Below are 17,606 nucleotides of genomic sequence, written 5' to 3'. Positions count from 1 at the left end.
GTGCCCGGCCGGCTGGATCGGTCAGGTGTGTGATCTGGCCGCTCCGGTATGCGGGCGGCTCAGTCGCGCGACAGGTGGCTCAGGGTGCGCCGGGCCAGGTCGAGCAGGTCACCTCCCGGAGGCACGGTCAGCGCGCCGGACAGGGCCAGGGTGGCGAAGCCGTGCGCCATGCTCCACGCCGCCAGAGCGGTGGTGGGGAGATGGTCGCCTGAGGTGCCGGCCTCCGTGAGCGCGGCATCGTCTGCCGGGTGCCGCTGCTGACCTGAGGCGGAGCCGGAGGCGAACCGCTCGGCGCCACCCGTCAGCCGGACCGACAGCTCGGACCTGGCCCGCCGCAGGTCGGGGTCCTGCGTGTCGACCAGGTCGGGCCGGAACAGCATCTGGAAGTGCGCCGGACGCTCCAGCGCGTATGCCACGAAGGCGACGCCCACGTCGAGGAAGTCCCCCCTCGCCCCGGCGGCCGCCAGCCGCCCGGTGAGCTCGACATACCCTTGCGTCGCGAGGGCGGTCAGCACGCCCCGCTTGTCCCCGAAGTGGTGCCGCGGCGCGGTGTGCGAGACGCCCACCTCCCGGGCCAGCGCGCGCAGGTTGACCGCATGCGGGCCTTCTCGCCGCACGGCGCCGGCTGCCGCCTGCAGGATTGCTGCCCGCAAGTCGCCGTGGTGGTAGGCCATAGTCGGACAGCATTCGTGACATCTGTCATCTTGTCAACGACAAGTTGCCGCCGGTAGGTTTGGAGTCAACCCGCCACCCACCGAATCGGAGCATCCGATGACCGGCTCGCTGAGCACCTCCACCACCCTCACCGCAGCAGTCGTGCTGCTCACGGTCGTCCTTATCGCCTACGGCGGCACCTTCGTGCTCAAGGTCACCCGCGGCAAGGCCCCGGCCAACGAGCTGCAGCGCAGCTTCTACCGGGCCGGTCACGCGCACGCCGGGGTGCTGGTCATTCTCGGCCTGCTGGTCAACCTCTATGTCGACCTCGCCGGGGTCGGTGGCCTCTGGCGCACCCTGTCCGGGGGCGTGCTGTGGGCGGCGATCCTGATGCCCGCCGGGTTCTTCCTCTCGGTCGCTGGGTCCGACCCGCAGCGACCCAACCGGCTGATCGCGTTGCTCTGGCTCGGCGCGGCCAGCCTGGTGCTCGGTCTGGTCTGCGCCGCGATCGGACTGCTCACCGCTGGGTGAGGCCGTCGGGCCTGCCCAGCGTCCGGGCGAACTGCCCGGGGCGGTAGCCGGTGACCCGGTGGAAGTCCCGGGTGAAGTGGGCCTGGTCGGTGTAGCCCAGGTCGGTGGCCACCTGCGCGAGCGGTCGCCCGCCACCCTTGAGCTGATGCGCGGCCTCCTGCAGCCGACGTCGTTGGATCAGCCACTTGGGGGTCAGGCCGAGGTGTCGGTCGGTGGACGAGCCGTTGCAGGGTCCGCTCGCTCCGTCCGCTGCGGGCGACCAGCTCGCCGACGGTGAGCAGGTGGGGGTCGCTCTCGACGAGCTGGACGATCGCCGTCACCTCCCGGCCCTCGGCGGAGATCGGTGGCAGTGCATCCAGCGCGTGCTCCAGCAGCCCGATCGCCACGCGGTGCCGGTCCGGGTCGCCGGGTCCGGGTGTCATCGCCGACCGGATCGGCGCGACGACCCCGCGCAGACCGGGAAGCTCCTCAAGCAACACGTGGGTGTCCGCGAGGTCGGAGGCGTCACTGCGCCCCAGCACGGTCGGCGCCGCTCCGCCCCAGAGCATCACGCCGACGGCCCACCCGCTGCCCTGCAGCGCCTTGGTGGACAGGCCGGGCACGACGCCGTAGAACCGCGCGTAGTCCGGGGCCACCACAATCAGACACGACGGGTACTGCAGCACCTGCTCGGTGATCTCGGTCTGCGGCGGCAGGTCCCACACCGGCACCCAGTAGTGCCGGACCAGGTCGGTATGCCGTGCCGCCGGCGGGTAGCGGTGCACGGGTGGGGCCAGCGCGGCGTGTTCGGTCAGCCGGGCGCGGTCGACGGCGTGGGCCGCGGGTCCGGTCCGAGCAGCCCGGTCGTGTGCGGTCTCTCGCGGGTTCGAGCTCATCTGTCGGATTATTGCAATCCAGCTGTCCCGGGCGCTCCTACCGTGGAGTCCATGGATGATGTGATGCAGCAGAGCACTGATCTTGCTCAGGACTACCGCGCCAAGGCCGAGGCCATCCAGGTGATCGCCTCCGCCGCCGGACCTCAGGGCTGGCAGCGGCCCTCGCCGTGCGAGGAGTGGTCGGCCCGCGACGTGATCGACCACCTCGTGGACACCCAGCGCGACTTCCTGGGCGAGCGCGGGCTGAGCGTGCCGGAGGGTGACGCCGACGACCCGGCCCAACGCTGGCGCGGTCATTACCGGGCCGTGGCCGACCTGCTCGCCGACCCGAGCGTGGGCGGCACGGCATACGACGGCTATTTCGGACCCACCACGATCGGGGAGACGCTGGCCCAGTTCTACGGGTGGGACATGCTCGTGCACCGCTGGGATGTCGGTCGCGCCTTGAGCTCGGAGGTGACCTTCACGGACCGGGAGCTCGACGAGATCGAGGCAGCGCTGCCGGTGTTCGGCGAGCAGCTGTACACCGAGGGCATCTGCGCCCCGGCGGTGCAGGTCGGGCCGGACCAGCCGCGTCAGGTGCAGGTGCTGGCCAGACTCGGGCGGGATGCGCGATAACGATGACGTGAGCATGCTGCGAGGATGAAGCACTGGCGTCATGACCCAGTTCGATTCCTACTACACCCATCCCGGCGGCGGACCTCAGCAGTCCTCGGGCGCTCCTACCCTCGACCAGCCGCACCACGGGATCGGCTTCGTGGCCGCCATCAAGCGCGCGTTCGCGAAGTACGCGACGTTCGAGGGGCGGGCGAGCCGCAGCGAGTACTGGTGGTGGCACTGTTCCAAGGCCTCGTGATGTTTGCCCTCTACGTGCCTGCGGTGGGCCTGGCGATCGCTGGTGGCGAAAGCGGCAACAATGCCCAGTCAGCCGTCGGTGGGGGCATCGGCCTGTTGCTGTTGCTCTTCTTGGCGGCCACCCTGGTGCCCTCCATCGCGGTTGCGGTGCGACGGTTGCACGACGCTGGTCTGTCCGGGTGGCTGTACCTGGTCAGCTTCATCCGCTTCGTCGGACCCATTGTCATGATCGTGCTGATGGTGCTGCCGACCTCTGCCGCTGGAAGTCAGTACGACCGCGGGGCCGGGGGCCCGGGAGGCTACGGGCAGGCGCAGCAGCGCTACGCGCCGCCGCCCGGCTATGGACAACAGCAGGGCTACGGGCAGGCGCAGCAGGGCTATGTCCCGGCCTATGGGCAGGAGCCCCCGCCGCCCTCGCCTGAGAGTGGTGGCTCCTCCGTCGATCCGTACGGCCGCTGAGGTCGGTGCCGCCGCTGGACCAGCCGCACTACGGCATCGGCTTCCGGATAGCCGTGCAGCGCGTGTTCTGGAAGGTCACGACCCTGGAGGGCCGCGCCAGCCTGAGTGAGCACTGGTGGTGGGCGCTCTTCCAGGGTGTCGTCCTGCTCGTGCTCTACCCTTCGGTCACTGAGCACGACGACCCGGTCGCGGCCGTTGCGCTCACAGCGGACGCAAGCGTGAACACACCCGGATCGCAACCCAAAACACTGTCATCCGGACCGGCGGCGGGGTAGCGTCAGGCACAAGCACCGACCGGGTGTGGGCCGGGCGCCGTCGCGCGCATCGACGAAGGGACCCCAACGTGGCACGCATGGGTGAGAGCAGCGACCTGCTGAAGTGCTCGTTCTGCGGCAAGAGCCAGAAGCAGGTCAAGAAGCTGATCGCGGGTCCGGGGGTCTACATCTGCGACGAGTGCATCGACCTGTGCAACGAGATCATCGAGGAGGAGCTGGCCGAGTCCAGTGACCTGGGCTTGGGGCAGCTGCCCAAGCCGCGCGAGATCAACGACTTCCTGCAGCAGTATGTCGTGGGGCAGGACCCGGCCAAGCGGGCTCTCGCGGTGGCGGTCTACAACCACTACAAGCGGATCCAGGCCACCGAGGGGCGCAAGGGCGATGACGCCGTCGAGATCGCCAAGTCCAACATCCTGCTGATCGGTCCGACCGGCTGCGGCAAGACCTACCTCGCCCAAACCCTGGCCCGGATGCTCAACGTGCCGTTCGCGATCGCCGACGCCACCGCGCTGACCGAAGCCGGCTACGTCGGCGAGGATGTCGAGAACATCCTGCTCAAGCTCATCCAAGCCGCCGACTTCGACGTCAAGCGGGCCGAGAGCGGCATCATCTACATCGACGAGATCGACAAGATCGCCCGCAAGAGCGAGAACCCCTCGATCACCCGTGACGTCTCCGGAGAGGGCGTGCAGCAGGCGTTACTCAAAATCCTGGAGGGCACGACCGCCTCGGTGCCGCCCCAGGGTGGGCGCAAGCACCCGCACCAGGAGTTCATCCAGATCGACACCGGCAACGTGCTGTTCATCGTCGGGGGCGCCTTCGCCGGGCTGGAGAAGATCATTGAGGCACGCGCGGGCAAGCAGGGGCTGGGCTTCGGCGCCGAGCTGCACTCGGCCAAGGATCCGGGGGAGCGCTACGAGGACGTGCTTCCCGAGGACCTGATGAAGTTCGGGCTGATCCCCGAGTTCATCGGGCGGCTCCCGGTCATCACCAGCGTGTCGCCGTTGGACCGCGACGCACTGGTCAACATCCTGACCCAGCCGCGCAACGCCCTGGTCAAGCAGTACCAGCGGATGTTCGACATCGACGGGGTGGAGCTGGAGTTCAGCGACGACGCCGTGGCGGCGATCGCCGACCAGGCGCTGCTGCGGGGGACGGGGGCCCGCGGGCTGCGCGCGATCATGGAGGAGGTCCTGCTGCCGGTCATGTTCGACGTGCCGAGTGAGGAGGACATCGCCCGGGTCGTCATCACCGGCGAGGCCGTCCTGGACAACGTCAACCCCACGATCGTGCGCCGCGACGTCGACACCGCCCGCCCGCGCAAGCGCAACCAGCGCAAGGAATCCGCCTGACCTACGCCTGGGCGGAGCTGGCGGCGCTCAGCCTGGCCCGGCAGTTCCCGCACTCGCCGGCGCGCGACGTCGCAGCGGTGCACACCCTGGCCGCCCGGATGCCGGGAGTCACCCTCGAGACCATCAGCTCGGCCTACGAGCAGCTGCTGATCGTCCGGGCAGCAACCTGCGGGGGACCGTGCACACCTGCATCGCCGAGGACCACGCCGTGCTGGAGGCGGTCACCCGGCTCGGGCAGCGCACCCTCTGGGCGCGGATGCTGAAGCTCCAGGCCACCACGTTGGAGCAGGTGTGGGACAGCCTGGAGGACTACGCGCAAGACGAATGGCGCACCCCGGATGAGCTGAGCGCACACCTGCGGGGGTGGCTGGACCGGCACGACCCGATCGCCGCCCCGAGCCTGGGATCCACCGCAGGTCGGTATCTCGGCTACGGGCACGGGGGACTGGTGCGTCGCCCCCTCACCGGCGGTTGGCAGGGGCAAGGAGCACCCGGATATCGCACGGCGGCGGCTCTGCTCGGCCCACGCGAGGCCGTGCTCGCCGACCCCGACGGTGCCGTGGACGCCGTCCTGCGACGGCACCTGTCCGCATACGGTCCGGCCAGCAGACACGACGTGGCGTGCCGGCCCCGAGCGATCCACCGCCGGTGAGCCTGCTCCCCGAGTTCGATGCGCTGCTGTGCGGGTACGACCCCAAGGCCCGGGAGCGGTTCGTCGGTCCCGAGCACTACCGGCGACTGTGGTCGCCGGACAACGGCATGCTGCTGGCGCCGTTGCTGTGCCGGGGCCGGCTGACCGGCTACTGGCGGCTGCCGGGTAGCGGGACCCGGCGTGCGTGCGAGGTGGTCTGGTTCGCCGGGACCCCGCCGTCCCACGAAGGCGGAGCTCGAGGGGCCCCTGTCCGCCTTGGAGACCGCATACGGGATCACGCTCACCGGCCTGAGCATCAGCAAGGAGTGACCTACTCGACCGCGCCCGGTGGCACGACCCAGTGGCAGGACTGGCCGGTGACGGCGGCGATCAGGTCGAAGTCGGCGTCGTAGTGCAGGACGGTGAGTGCGAGATCCTCCGCCGCGGCCGCCACGAGCAGGTCGGGGATCTTGCGCCCGCGTTGGCTGTGCCCAGCCAGCAGTCGCTGGACCTGCAGCGCGCGGCTCACATGGGCGGCGCTGGTCTCGACGGGATCGAAGGCGTCCAAGGCTGCGACGAGACGGTCCCATTCCTCGGCGTTGCGGGCGTCCGAGCCGCTTCACCATACTGGTGTCCAGGAGATGGGTCAGCGCCACGCGTCGGCACGATCGTCGAGGCTTGCGTCGGCGAGCAGGTCCAGTGCTGCGGCGACCTTCACCTCTCGACGGTTCGTTGCTCGACGCAGCGCCTCGTTGACAGTGTCCTTGATCGTGGTGGTGCCGAGCTCGGAGCGCGCTGCACCGAGCGCCTTCTCGTCAAGGTCGACCAGATGCTTCGCCATGCCTTCAGGCTGTATCAGAAGGCTTGGTATATACAGGCACGGATGCAGGCGGTTGCCGCATATGTCAGCGGACGCTTGCCCTGCGGGTGACCAGGAGGTAGTGCCCGACGACGGCGGCGACCAGCACGGCCAGACCCAGGACCGGCGCCACGATCCCACCGGGCAGGGTCACCGTATGCGCCACCCAGGCCGCAGCCCACACAGCCACCGTGGTGACCGCGACGATGCCCAGGCGCCATGCCTGGGTGGTCAGCAGCGCGGTCGGCAGGGGGCTCTGCGGGGGCACCGTCGCAGCCAGGGTGCAGCCCGCGTGCAGCAACAGCAGGGACAGGGCCGCGGGCAGCGCTGCCGGTGTCCACGCGGACTCCACCCCCACGACCCAGCTGGCCAGCAGATAGAGGATGACGAAGCTGGGCAGACTGGTCTGCGGCAGCAGCGCGGTGAGCATGCCCAACGCCATGACGGCCACGAGCGCCACCAGTCCCGCCGCGGAGACCGAGGTGAGCACGACCGCATACGCCTCGGCGGCCAGCACGATCAGCAGCCGCAGCAGGATCTGCTCACGGCTCATCGTGCGCAGGTCGTGGCGCAGCTCGGCGAGTGTGCTCATGCCGCGCCTCCGGCCGGGCGACGGGTGAGCTCGCGCAGCACGAGGTCCAGGCTTCCCGGTCCCCGCCACGGCACCACCGGCACCCCCCGGGCCTGGATGGCTCGGATCTCGCCCTGCCGCTCCAGCATCCGGATCCGCCAGGCCAGCAGAGCCAGCGCCTCGTCGTCCTGCGGCTGGATCCGCTCGTCCAGGGTGTCGATGATCACGACCGACAGCCCGCTGCGCGAAAGGGTCGCCGCCTGGGTCAGGGCGTCGGGAGAGACCATCGAGGAGACCATCACCACCAGAGTGCCGGCGCGCATGCCGGTCCGTAGGCGGTGTGGCTCCTGCTCCTCCCGGGGCCCGGGTCGGGTGGCCGCCAGGGTCTGCAGGATGCGCAGCAGATGCCGGCGCCCGGTGCCGACCGGGACCGAGGCCGGGGTGCGCAGCGAGAGCACCCGGAGGCTGACCCGGTCGCCCTGGCGCAGGAAGTGCTCCGCGACAGCCGCGGTGGCGCGGACCGACAGGTCCAGGCTGGAGGGTCGCCCGTGCAGACCCTCGGAGCGGCCCAGGTCGTAGTGCGCGTCGAGGACGAGCGCCACCTGGGTGTCCTGATCGGCGTAGGTCGTGCTGACGTGCAGCTCGCCGGTGCGCAGCGAGCCCGGCCAGTGGATGCGCTTGAGCCGGTCGCCCCACTGGAACGGGCGGATGGAGGCGAACTCGCTGCCCTCGCCGCGGCGGTCCGACCGGTGCAGCCCCACCACGCCGCGAGGGTGCGGTGCCGGGGCCGAGGAGTCGAAGTGCGCGGGCGCGGGCAGAGCCAGGAAGTCCTGCGCGGGCAGCGGCACGGGACCCCAGCGGAAGGCTCCCCAGGGGCTGGACCCGGCCACCAGCACCGGCCCCGCCTGGCGGGAGCCCCACCGGCCGGCCACGACCTGCACCCGGCCTGTGACTGGCGAGCCCGGTGACTCCGGTGAGGCCGTCACCCCGACCCAGGTGCCGTGCTCCGGCTTGTGCTCGACGTGCGGCGCCGGGGCCACCGAGACAGCGGCGGTCTCCATGTGGGGCACCGGCTGCACCGTGGTGGTGAGCAGCACGGCGCGACCCTCGCGCACGATCGGCCGGGACAGCCGGGTCGTCGCGGTCGGGAGGGCCTCGGGCCGGGTCAGCGCACCCCAGAGGGTGACCGCGACGAAGGGTGTCGCGAGCACGAGCACGTCCAGTCGCTGCAGCAGCAGCGCCGCGGTGGCGCCGGCAACGGCGACGACCAGGGCGCGCAGGTGCGCGGCGGTGATCCGCCACCGGTCCCGCGGGTGCCGGGTCACGGTCTCGCTTCGTCGCGAGCCGCGGGAACGGCCACCTCGGCGAGCACGGCTGTGACCACGGCATGGCCCCCCGTGTCCGACATCCACAGCTCGGGCTTGATCGAGATCCGGTGGTCCAGCACGGCGTGCGCCACCGCCTTGACGTCCTCGGGCGCGACGTAGTCACGGCCCTGCACCACGGCATACGCCCGGGCGGTCAGCATCAGCGCGAGGGAGCCACGGGGGGAGGCGCCGACCTGCACGGAGCGGTGCCGTCGGGTCGCCGTCGCCAGCTCGACGCAGTATCGGCTGATCTCCTCCTCCACCGGGACGGTCTCCACGGCGCGCTGCATGGCCAGCATCCCGGCGGCGTCGGTCACCGGGTCGAGCACCTGGTCCTCCTGACGCCGGGAGACCCGCCGGTGCAGCACCTCCCACTCCTCCTGCGGCGTCGGGTAGCCGAAGGAGACCCGCAGCAGGAACCGGTCGAGCTGGGCCTCGGGCAGCGGATAGGTGCCTTCGTACTCCACCGGGTTGGCCGTCGCCAGCACGTGGAACGGCAGAGGCAGCGGATAGGTCTGCCCTTCCACCGTCACCTGGTGCTCCTGCATGGCCTCCAGCAGCGCGGACTGCGTCTTGGGCGGTGTCCGGTTGATCTCATCGGCCAGCAGTAGCCCGGTGAACAGCGGCCCGGAGCGGAAGTCGAACTCGCCGGCCTTCTGGTCGTAGACGAACGCACCGGTCAGGTCGGCGGGCAGCAGGTCGGGGGTGAACTGGGCGCGGGTGAAGTCCAGGCCCAGGGTCTGGGCGAAGGACCGGGCCGCCAAGGTCTTGCCGAGGCCGGGGAAGTCCTCCAGCAGCACGTGCCCGCCGGCCAGGACCGCGGACAGCACCAGGGTCAGCGCCTCGCGCTTGCCGACGACGGCCCGCTCGACCCCGTCGAGCACGTCCCGGGCCTGCCCGCAGACCTCGTCGAGGCCGGCGGTGGGGGCGGCGGCATCGCCCTGAGGTGGTGCCTCGCTCACGTGATCACGTCCTCTCCTGCGGTGGTCCTCGGCTCGGGGTGCGAGACTGCCACACCTGTCGGGGGTATGCGGTGCTCGCTCAGATCTGTTCCAGCTCATCGAGCACGCGAGCCAGCTGCCGCGCACTGCGCTTGGCGTTGGTCGTCGGGGGCGTGGTCAGGTAGTCCCAGACCGCAGGGTCCAGCAGCGCGCGAGCAGCCTCGGGGTCACTGCGGGCGTCGACCCCGCGGCGGGCCTGCAGCCGCTCGACCGTCAGGTCGCAGATGAGCGGGTGGATGGCGTCGGGGCGGTCGTTGCGCTCCAGCGCGTCGCGCAGGTCGCGGCGCAACCGCACCAACCGGTAGTCCAGCGACATCGGCCCGCTCGACTGCGCAGCCGTCGCCGCATGCCACGAGGCAGCTTCCAGGTCACCGGAGTGGTCGGCGAGCGACCACATCAGCAGCGCGAGAACGGCGACGAGTAGCGACATCACGACCAGGGCCAGCGGCAGGCTGTCCGGCAGCACTCGGACATACCACAGCAGGAGCCCCACAAGGGCGACGACGACGAGAGCGCCGAGCACCCGCTGTATCCAGGTCTGCCGGCTCACGGCCCCTGCTCCGTGTCGTGCTCACCGGTGACGTGGGGCTCGCGGGCGCCGTCCTGCTCTCGGGCGCGGTCAGGAGCGCGGTCGCGGGCAGCCCGCAGGTCGGCGTTGATCTGCTCCAGGGCGGCCACCGCCTGGTCCCGCTCCTGCTCGGTCACCGGGTGACGGGAGAAGCGGGCCTCGCGGTAGAGCACACCCAGGGCGGCCGTGGCCTGGGGGTCGACCTGCCACCGCGCGAGCACGCGAGTGGCGAGGTCGACGGAGGTCTCGGCGGGGGAGCGCTGGAGGCCGGCGCGGGCGACCCCGTCCTCCAACGCCACCCAGCAGGCGACCACCGCGTTGCGCGGCTCTCCCTCGGTGCGCAGACGGTCCGGGTCGGTCGCGGTCGACTCGACCAGGGCATCCAGGGCGTCCTCGGTGTCGATGACGGTGCTCGAGTCGTCCTCCCGCGTCAACAGCCAGCGCACCAGCAGCCCGATCATGAGCGCCACGGCGAACAGGGCGACGAGCAGGAGCACGTCCGGGTCGACCATGCCGCTGGAGGAGCCTTCGCTCTGCGCGGGGCGTGCCGCGGGGGTGGCATCGGGCACCAAGGTAGGGCCCTCGGGCATCGTGAGGTCCAGGATGCTCGACGGGCGGCGCAGCACGGGGGCGTCGGCGCCGACACCCCAGATGAGCACGACGAACCCGCTGGCGGCCAGGACCACCACCGCCGCTCTGCGTCGCTGGGCCCGCGTCATGCGCTCCGGCTCAGGCCTGCACCGGGACGGGCGGCTCGACCAGGGCCACGTCGTGCACCCGGAACTCCTGCGCCGGGTGCAGCTCCAGTGCACCGGTGACCTTGCCCGCCGCGGTCAGGTCGGCCTTGGCCTGCTGCACGAGGTCGAGATCCTCGCTCGGGCCGGCCACGGTGGCGGCGGAGATCTCGGTGCGCATCTTGACCTTGGCCTCCGACTTTGCCTTGCGCAGCCCGGTCAGCGCCCGGCCGACCACGGCCAGCATCCGGGGGTCGCCCCCCGCGGCGGGTGCGAGCTCCTCGGTTGTCGGCCACGGCTGCGTGTGCACCGAGTCGGTGTGCCACCAGGACCAGACCTCCTCGGTGGCGAAGACCAGCACCGGCGCGAGCAGCCGCATGTAGACGTCAAGGGCCACCTGCAGGGCGGCCCGGGCCGAGCGGGTGGACTCCGACGCGGGCTCCGCCGACCAACCGGTCGCAGCACCGTCACCCGCGGCCCCCGTTGTGCTTCCAGCGGGGACGGTGCTGCCATAGGCCCGCTCCTTGACCAGCTCGAGATAGTCGTCGCAGAAGGTCCAGAACGCGGTCTCGGTGACCTCCAGGGCCTTGGTGTGGTCGAACGCCTCGTAGGCCGCGGTCGCGGTGGCGACCACCTGGCTCAGCCCCGCGATCATCGCCCGATCCAGCGGCTCGGTGATGCGGGTGACCAGGACGTCCAGGGGCTCCGGCTCGGGCAGTGTGCCGTCGGGGGCGGCCCCCATCGACAGCGCGAACTTGCTGGCGTTGAGGGCCTTGATGGCCAGTCGGCGCCCGACCTTCATCTGCCCCTCGTCGAAGGCCGCGTCGACACCGAGGCGCCCCGACGCCGCCCAGTAGCGCACACCGTCGGAGCCGTGGTTGTCCAGCATCCCCTCGGGGGTCTGCGCGTTGCCCTTGGACTTGCTCATCTTCTTGCGGTCCGGGTCCAGGATCCAGCCGCTGACCGCGGCATGTGCCCAGGGCAGCGCCCCGTGCTCGTGGTGGGCCCGCACCACGGTCGCGAACAGCCAGGTGCGGATGATGTCCTGACCTTGCGGGCGTAGGTCCATCGGGTAGGTCGCCGCGAACAGCTCGCGGTCGTTGCCGAGCTCGCCGTCGGGGCGCCCACCCACCGGCCAGCCGCTCGCGATCTGCGGGCTCAGCGAGGAGGTGGCCCAGGTGTCCATCACGTCCGGGTCGCCGACGAAGCCGCCGGGCCGGCCGCGCTGGTCCTCGACGTAGCCGGGCGGGGCCTGGCTCGAGGGGTCGACGGGCAAGGTGTCCTCCGCCGGGACCAGCGGCATGTCCAGGTCGGGCTCACCGGCGTCGTCCAGGGCATACCAGACCGGGATCGGCACGCCGAAGAACCGCTGGCGGCTGATCAGGCAGTCGCCGTTGAGGCCGCCCAACCAGTTTTCGTAGCGGGTGCGCATGAACGAGGGGTGGAAGTCCAGCTCGGTGCCGCGCTCGAGAAGGGCCGCCCGCAGCTCGGTGTCCTTGCCGCCGTTGCGGATGTACCACTGCCGGGTGCTGACGATCTCCAGCGGCTTGTCGCCCTTCTCGAAGAAGTTGGCCTTGCGCTGGGTGGCCACCGGCTCACCGTCCAGGTCACCGGAGGCGCGCAGCGCCTCCACCATCGCGGCGCGCGCGCTGAACGTGGTCTTTCCGGCCAGCTGCTCGGCCCAGAGCTGCGCCCCGGCCGAGTCCTCATCACCGAGCCAGTCGGGTATGTCGTGCTGCATCCGGCCCGACCGGGTGATCACCGAGCGGTTGGGCAGGTCGAGCTCGCGCCACCACTGCACGTCGGTCAGGTCGCCGAAGGTGCAGCACATGGCGATGCCGGCGCCCTTGTCCATCTCCGCGAGCGGGTGCGCGAGCACGGGGATCTGCACCCCGAACAGCGGTGAGGTCACCGCGCTGCCGAACAGGTCGGCATACCGCTCGTCGTCGGGGTGGGCGATCAGCGCGACGGCAGCGGGGATCAGCTCGGGTCGGGTGGTCTCGACATACACGGGCACGTATGCAGCCCCGTCGCCGGTCGGGCGGTGGTAGGCCACCCGGTGGTAGGCGCCGGGGTAGTCGCGAGCCTCCAGCTCGGCCTGCGCCACGGCGGTCTGGAAGGTGACGTCCCACAGTCCGGGAGCCTGCTGCTGGTAGGCCTCGCCGCGCACCAGGTTGCGCAGGAACGCCTGCTGGGAGACGGCCCGGGAGCGGTCGTCGATGGTGCGGTAGGTCAGTGACCAGTCGACCGAGAGCCCGAGCTTGCGCCACAGCCCCTCGAACTTCTCCTCATCGAGCACCGTCAGCTCGTCGCACAGCTCGATGAAGTTGGCCCGGGAGACCGGCTGCTGGTCCTGTGCCTTGACGGCCTTGCCGGAGGTGTCCTCGCTGCCCCGCATCGGCGGCTCGAAGCCGGGGTCGTAGGGCAGCGAGGCGTCGCCCCGCACGCCGTAGTAGTTCTGCACCCGCCGCTCGGTGGGCAGGCCGTTGTCGTCCCAGCCCATCGGGTAGAACACGGTGCGCCCGGCCATCCGCTGGTAGCGGGCCAGGGCGTCGGTGTGGGTGTAGGAGAACACGTGGCCCACGTGCAATGACCCACTCGCGGTGGGAGGTGGGGTGTCGATGACGAACAGCTGCTCCCGGCGCGCACTCAGGGCGGCCGCCCGGTCGAAGACGTAGGTGCCACGGTCGGCCCATACCTGCGACCAGACCTGCTCCAGCCCGTCCACCGAGGGGCGGTCGGGCAGGGTGATCGGGCGCAGCCGGGGTCGGAAGGACACGTCGTCGGTCATGCGCCATAGTGTCCCAGACGGCACCGACGACGCCACGCACCCGGGAGGTCCGGAAGTGCGCCTGAGCGCGATGGTTCCCAGCCAAGGTCACGTTTTGGTCACGACTGTCGTGTCGCCCTTGCTGATCGGGCGTGATGGGGGTTCCGTTACGACATGTTCATGCGCCCCGTGCCCTTGCCCTTCCAAGATGCCCCTGAATCCGAGGGCGTCTTCGCCGATATCGACTCCGCCATCAACAGCGTCTTCGCGCCCGTTAACTTCTGGGCCAACGAGATCATCTTCTGGTCCCCCGGGTGGTTCCCGATGCCCTGGATCGTGGCCTGGTTGCTCATCGCCGCCATCGTGATCACCCTCTACCTAGGCTTCATCCAGTTCCGCGGACTCAAGATCGCTACCGAGGTGATCCGCGGCAAGTTCTCCTCGCCCGATGACCCGGGAGAGATCCCGCACTTCCAGGCGCTGACCTCGGCGGTGTCCGGCACAGTCGGACTGGGCAACATCGCGGGTGTCGGCGCGGCCGTGACCATCGGCGGGCCTGGCGCGACGTTCTGGATGGTGCTGGCCGGCCTGCTCGGCATGGCGACCAAGTTCGCGGAGTGCACCCTCGGGGTGAAGTACCGCACCGTCTTCGCCGACGGCACCGTCTCCGGTGGCCCGTTCAAGTACCTCCCGGTCGCCTTCGGCAAGTTCCCCAAGTTCCTGTCGGTCGGTCTGACCGGACTCTTCGCCGTGGCCATCCTGTTCTTCGGCGTCGCCGGCGGCAACATGTTCCAGGCCAACCAGACCTACTCCCAGGCCGTGGAGGTCACCGGTGGGCCCGGTGAGAGCTTCCTGGACAACTCGGCCGCCAGCATCATCTTCGGCCTCGTGCTCGCCACGATCATCGGTCTGGTGATCATCGGTGGCATCAAGTCGATCGGCAAGGTGACCTCCACCCTCGTGCCCTTCATGGGCGGCGTCTACGTGCTGGCCTGCTTCATCGTCATCCTGGGCAACGTCACCCAGGTCCCCGCCGCGATCGGTACCATCGTGAGTGGCGCCTTCAATCCTGACGCGCTCACTGGTGGCTTCGTCGGCGTGGTCATCGTGGGTCTGCAGCGGGCGGCCTTCTCCAACGAGGCCGGTCTGGGCTCGGCCCCGATCGCCCACTCCGCGGTCAAGACCCGACGACCGGTCTCGGAGGGCTTCGTCGCGCTCTTCGAGCCGTTCATCGACACCGTGATCATCTGCACGTTCACCGCTCTGACCATCGTCATCGCGGACACCGAGTTCTGGAACACCACCCGCGAGGAGCTGGCGGCCGACTCGAGCTACGACTACGGCGGCGGCGTCGCGGTGACGTCGGATGCGTTCGAGAGTGTCATCTCGTGGTTCCCGATCGTGCTCGCGGTCGCGGTCGCCCTGTTCGCCGTCTCCACGCTGATCACCTGGTCCTACTACGGCAACAAGGCCGTGAACTACCTGTTCGGTGAGTCCAAGACGGTCACGACGCTCTACCGGATCGTGTTCCTGTTCTTCACGGTCGCCGGCACAGTGCTCGGCTTCGGTGAGGTGCTCGGCTTCGCCGACGCATTCCTGTTCGTCTGCGGCTTCGTCAACCTCCTCGGTGTCTACTTCCTGCTCCCCACCATCAAGCGGGAGATGAACGAGTACATCGCCGACCGCAAGAGCGGCAAGCTCTACCAGCTGGGCGTCGAGGACAAGGACAAGGACATCCCCGCCGACCAGATCTGATCGACCTCACGGGGCATGACATGCCCGGCGGGGTGGGTGCGCGGAGGCGCACCTACCCCGCCGGCGTCGTGTTGTCTCAAGGCATGTTGTCTCATGGCAGGCACTTCGTCCGGCTGCAGGACCGATGGTCAGGGCTGCCGCGGCACACCCGTTAGCATGGGTGGTGCGCTGACCCGGCCATCACCGGCGAGCATCCGGAAGAACGGGCGAGCACGGCATACCAAGGCAGGTCCTCGGTATGCGGTTCGCCTCACTAGAACCGGACGGGTGGGCCCGACACAGCCCGCGAGTTGAGCGGTTGCGCGCTCGGCCTGAAGTCACGGGCGAGTGGGCAGCAAGCGAGGTGGTACCGCGGCGCTTCTGGCGTCGTCCTCGTGGCAGTGCAGTGACGAGGCCGCAACCACCCGCAGGAGAGCTCGATGACCTACCCCCGAGTGAGCACCGCCGACAGCCAGGCTCTCGGGCTGACCCCCTCCCCGCGCCTCCCGCAGATCGAGCGGGGCGTGCTGGACTACTGGGCCCAGCACGACACCTTCGTCAAGAGCGTCGAGCGGCGCGACGCCGGCACCGACGGGTCGGGGGAGTACGTCTTCTACGACGGCCCGCCGTTCGCCAACGGTCTGCCGCACTACGGCCACCTGCTGACCGGCTACGTCAAGGACCTCGTGCCGCGCTACCGCACCATGCGGGGGGAGCGGGTGGAGCGCCGCTTCGGCTGGGACACCCATGGCCTGCCCGCCGAGCTCGAGGCGATGAGCCAGCTCGGCATCAAGACCAAGGACGAGATCGACGAGCTCGGCGTCGAGGCGTTCAACGCCAAGTGCCGCGAGTCGGTGCTGAAGTACACCGACGACTGGCGCGACTACGTCACCCGGCAGGCTCGGTGGGTCGACTTCGACCACGACTACAAGACGCTCAACGCCGACTACATGGAGTCGGTGCTGTGGGCGTTCAAGCGGCTGCACGACCAGGGCCTGGTCTACGAGGGCTACCGGGTGCTGCCCTACTGCTGGAACGACCAGACGCCGTTGTCCACCCACGAGCTGCGGATGGACGAGGACGTCTATCAGGTGCGCCAGGACCCCGCGGTGACCCTGGGGCTGCGGATCGTCGGCGGCGGTGCGGACGATGCCGAGCGCAACGACGACAACCTCGAGGGCGCGCTGCTGCTGGTCTGGACGACCACCCCGTGGACGCTTCCGGCCAACCTGGCGGTGATGGTGGACCCGGCTATCGACTACGTCGTCGTCGAGGCGCCGCGGCCCGGTGTCCCAGAGGTGGGCGAGCGCTACGTGATCGCCGAGGCGCGGCTCACGGCATACGCCCGCGAGCTGGGGGAGGACCCGACGGTGCTGCAGCGACTGACGGGGACCGACCTGATCGGGCACCATTACACGCCGCCGTTCAGCTACTACGCCGGGCACGCCCGCTCGCACCGCGTCGTCGAGGCCGACTTCGTCACCACCACCGACGGCACCGGGCTGGTGCACAGCGCAGGCGCCTTCGGTGAGGAGGACAAGGAGGTCACCGACCGGGAGGGCATCGAGCCGGTGATGCCGGTGGGCCCCGACGGCGCCTTCACCGCGCCGGTCGATGAGTACGCCGGGATGCTGGTCTTCGACGCCAACGCGCACATCCTGGACCACCTCAAGACCGCCACCCGGGCCGGTCTCGGTGGCGATGCCCAGGCCGGCGACGCGGACGCCGGACTCGACACCGGGTCGGTCAGCCCCGGCACCGTGCTGCTGCGCCGGGGGACCTACGACCACTCCTACCCGCACTGCTGGCGCTGCCGGCAGCCGCTGATCTACAAGGCGGTGTCCAGCTGGTTCGTCGCGGTCACCGAGTTCAAGGACCGGATGGTCGAGCTCAACCAGGAGATCACCTGGGTGCCCGAGAACGTCAAGGACGGGCAGTTCGGCAAGTGGCTGGAGAATGCCCGCGACTGGTCGATCTCGCGCAACCGCTACTGGGGCAGCCCGATCCCGGTCTGGCGCTCGGACGACCCTTCATACCCCCGGCTCGACGTCTACGGCTCGTTCGCTGAGCTGGAGGCCGACTTCGGCGAGCTGCCGCGCAACGCGGCGGGGGAGCCGGACCTGCACCGGCCGTACGTCGACCGGCTCACCCGGCCCAACCCGGACGACCCCACCGGGGCGTCGACGATGCGGCGGGTCGAGGACGTCCTCGACGTGTGGTTCGACTCCGGCTCGATGAGCTTTGCCCAGGTGCACTACCCGTTCGAGAACGCCGACTGGTTCGAGCACCACTTCCCGGCCGACTTCATCGTGGAGTACATCGGGCAGACCCGCGGCTGGTTCTACACCCTGCACGTGCTGGCCACCGCGC

Annotated in this window: 19 protein-coding genes and 2 pseudogenes; 10 read left to right on the top strand and 11 right to left on the bottom strand. The window is 70.2% G+C overall.

Annotation, left to right across the window (positions count from 1 at the left end):
• Positions 1–59: 59 nt before the first annotated feature.
• Entirely contained in the window at positions 60–674 is a 615-nt protein-coding gene (locus ACR2FV_RS06590) for a TetR/AcrR family transcriptional regulator (RefSeq protein ID WP_434014893.1), read from the bottom strand.
• A 97-nt stretch (positions 675–771) separates the two neighbouring features.
• Here ACR2FV_RS06590 and ACR2FV_RS06585 point away from each other — a divergent pair, with 97 nt between their 5' ends.
• The gene (locus ACR2FV_RS06585) at positions 772–1,185 is read left to right on the top strand and encodes a hypothetical protein (protein ID WP_434014892.1); all 414 of its coding nucleotides are present in this window, start codon (positions 772–774) and stop codon (positions 1,183–1,185) included.
• On the opposite strand, the gene ACR2FV_RS06580 is transcribed toward ACR2FV_RS06585, so the two are convergent.
• Both ACR2FV_RS06580 and ACR2FV_RS06575 read right to left on the bottom strand, forming a co-directional pair.
• The gene (locus ACR2FV_RS06580; RefSeq protein WP_434014922.1) at positions 1,172–1,348 is read right to left on the bottom strand and encodes a helix-turn-helix domain-containing protein; all 177 of its coding nucleotides are present in this window, start codon (positions 1,346–1,348) and stop codon (positions 1,172–1,174) included. The two genes, ACR2FV_RS06585 and ACR2FV_RS06580, sit on opposite strands and share 14 nt — an antisense overlap.
• 373 nt (positions 1,349–1,721) lie before the next feature.
• A pseudogene (locus tag ACR2FV_RS06575) lies at positions 1,722–2,060 on the bottom strand (DUF6597 domain-containing transcriptional factor); the annotation flags it as partial.
• Between the two features lie 51 nt (positions 2,061–2,111).
• Here ACR2FV_RS06575 and ACR2FV_RS06570 point away from each other — a divergent pair.
• From ACR2FV_RS06570 to ACR2FV_RS06540, 7 genes are all read left to right on the top strand, one after another.
• On the top strand, positions 2,112–2,678 hold the full coding sequence (locus ACR2FV_RS06570; protein ID WP_434014891.1) for a maleylpyruvate isomerase family mycothiol-dependent enzyme: 567 nt from the start codon (positions 2,112–2,114) through the stop codon (positions 2,676–2,678).
• A 40-nt stretch (positions 2,679–2,718) separates the two neighbouring features.
• A complete protein-coding gene (locus ACR2FV_RS06565; RefSeq protein WP_434014890.1) occupies positions 2,719–2,916 on the top strand; it encodes a DUF805 domain-containing protein in 198 nt (65 codons plus the stop codon).
• The gene (locus ACR2FV_RS06560) at positions 2,889–3,374 is read left to right on the top strand and encodes a DUF805 domain-containing protein (RefSeq protein WP_434014889.1); all 486 of its coding nucleotides are present in this window, start codon (positions 2,889–2,891) and stop codon (positions 3,372–3,374) included. The genes ACR2FV_RS06565 and ACR2FV_RS06560 overlap by 28 nt, the downstream gene beginning before the upstream one ends.
• Positions 3,375–3,379: 5 nt before the next feature.
• Positions 3,380–3,649 carry a hypothetical protein gene (locus ACR2FV_RS06555; RefSeq protein WP_434014888.1) on the top strand — a complete coding sequence of 90 codons (270 nt, stop codon included), beginning with the start codon at positions 3,380–3,382 and terminating at the stop codon, positions 3,647–3,649.
• A gap of 68 nt (positions 3,650–3,717) precedes the next feature.
• Positions 3,718–5,001, top strand: coding sequence for an ATP-dependent Clp protease ATP-binding subunit ClpX (gene clpX / locus ACR2FV_RS06550; RefSeq protein WP_434014887.1), 1,284 nt, complete (start codon positions 3,718–3,720; stop codon positions 4,999–5,001).
• Positions 5,002–5,179: 178 nt separating this feature from the next.
• A complete protein-coding gene (locus ACR2FV_RS06545) occupies positions 5,180–5,653 on the top strand; it encodes a DNA glycosylase AlkZ-like family protein (RefSeq protein WP_434014886.1) in 474 nt (157 codons plus the stop codon).
• The gene (locus ACR2FV_RS06540) at positions 5,623–6,045 is read left to right on the top strand and encodes a DNA glycosylase AlkZ-like family protein (RefSeq protein ID WP_434014885.1); all 423 of its coding nucleotides are present in this window, start codon (positions 5,623–5,625) and stop codon (positions 6,043–6,045) included. Before ACR2FV_RS06545 ends, ACR2FV_RS06540 begins: the two co-directional genes overlap by 31 nt.
• On the opposite strand, the pseudogene ACR2FV_RS06535 reads toward ACR2FV_RS06540, so the two are convergent.
• From ACR2FV_RS06535 to valS, 8 genes and pseudogenes are all read right to left on the bottom strand, one after another.
• A pseudogene (locus tag ACR2FV_RS06535) lies at positions 5,964–6,218 on the bottom strand (PIN domain-containing protein); the annotation flags it as partial. The gene ACR2FV_RS06540 and the pseudogene ACR2FV_RS06535 sit on opposite strands and share 82 nt — an antisense overlap.
• Before the next feature lie 60 nt (positions 6,219–6,278).
• A complete protein-coding gene (locus ACR2FV_RS06530; RefSeq protein WP_434014884.1) occupies positions 6,279–6,473 on the bottom strand; it encodes a hypothetical protein in 195 nt (64 codons plus the stop codon).
• A gap of 64 nt (positions 6,474–6,537) precedes the next feature.
• Positions 6,538–7,083, bottom strand: a complete 546-nt coding sequence (locus ACR2FV_RS06525) for a hypothetical protein (RefSeq protein WP_434014883.1) — start codon at positions 7,081–7,083, stop codon at positions 6,538–6,540.
• Positions 7,080–8,387 carry a DUF58 domain-containing protein gene (locus ACR2FV_RS06520; RefSeq protein WP_434014882.1) on the bottom strand — a complete coding sequence of 436 codons (1,308 nt, stop codon included), beginning with the start codon at positions 8,385–8,387 and terminating at the stop codon, positions 7,080–7,082. Before ACR2FV_RS06520 ends, ACR2FV_RS06525 begins: the two co-directional genes overlap by 4 nt.
• Positions 8,384–9,391 (bottom strand): AAA family ATPase, encoded by a 1,008-nt coding sequence (locus ACR2FV_RS06515; protein ID WP_434014881.1) that lies wholly within the window; start codon positions 9,389–9,391, stop codon positions 8,384–8,386. Before ACR2FV_RS06515 ends, ACR2FV_RS06520 begins: the two co-directional genes overlap by 4 nt.
• Before the next feature lie 79 nt (positions 9,392–9,470).
• Positions 9,471–9,980, bottom strand: a complete 510-nt coding sequence (locus tag ACR2FV_RS06510; RefSeq protein ID WP_434014880.1) for a hypothetical protein — start codon at positions 9,978–9,980, stop codon at positions 9,471–9,473.
• Positions 9,977–10,717 (bottom strand): DUF4129 domain-containing protein, encoded by a 741-nt coding sequence (locus ACR2FV_RS06505; protein WP_434014879.1) that lies wholly within the window; start codon positions 10,715–10,717, stop codon positions 9,977–9,979. Before ACR2FV_RS06505 ends, ACR2FV_RS06510 begins: the two co-directional genes overlap by 4 nt.
• Positions 10,718–10,727: 10 nt before the next feature.
• Positions 10,728–13,523, bottom strand: coding sequence for a valine--tRNA ligase (gene valS / locus ACR2FV_RS06500; protein WP_434014878.1), 2,796 nt, complete (start codon positions 13,521–13,523; stop codon positions 10,728–10,730).
• 159 nt (positions 13,524–13,682) lie between these two features.
• Between valS and ACR2FV_RS06495 the strand changes: the two genes are divergently transcribed.
• A complete protein-coding gene (locus ACR2FV_RS06495) occupies positions 13,683–15,257 on the top strand; it encodes an alanine/glycine:cation symporter family protein (RefSeq protein ID WP_434014877.1) in 1,575 nt (524 codons plus the stop codon).
• Positions 15,258–15,676: 419 nt separating this feature from the next.
• The coding region (locus ACR2FV_RS06490; protein ID WP_434014876.1) for an isoleucine--tRNA ligase at positions 15,677–17,606 on the top strand (1,930 nt) is incomplete at its 3' end.

The organism is Ornithinimicrobium sp. (assembly GCF_051004135.1).
Lineage (GTDB): Bacteria > Actinomycetota > Actinomycetes > Actinomycetales > Dermatophilaceae > Ornithinicoccus.
Note: the sequence above shows the minus strand (reverse complement) of the source record. Positions and strands in the feature narration are given on the sequence as shown.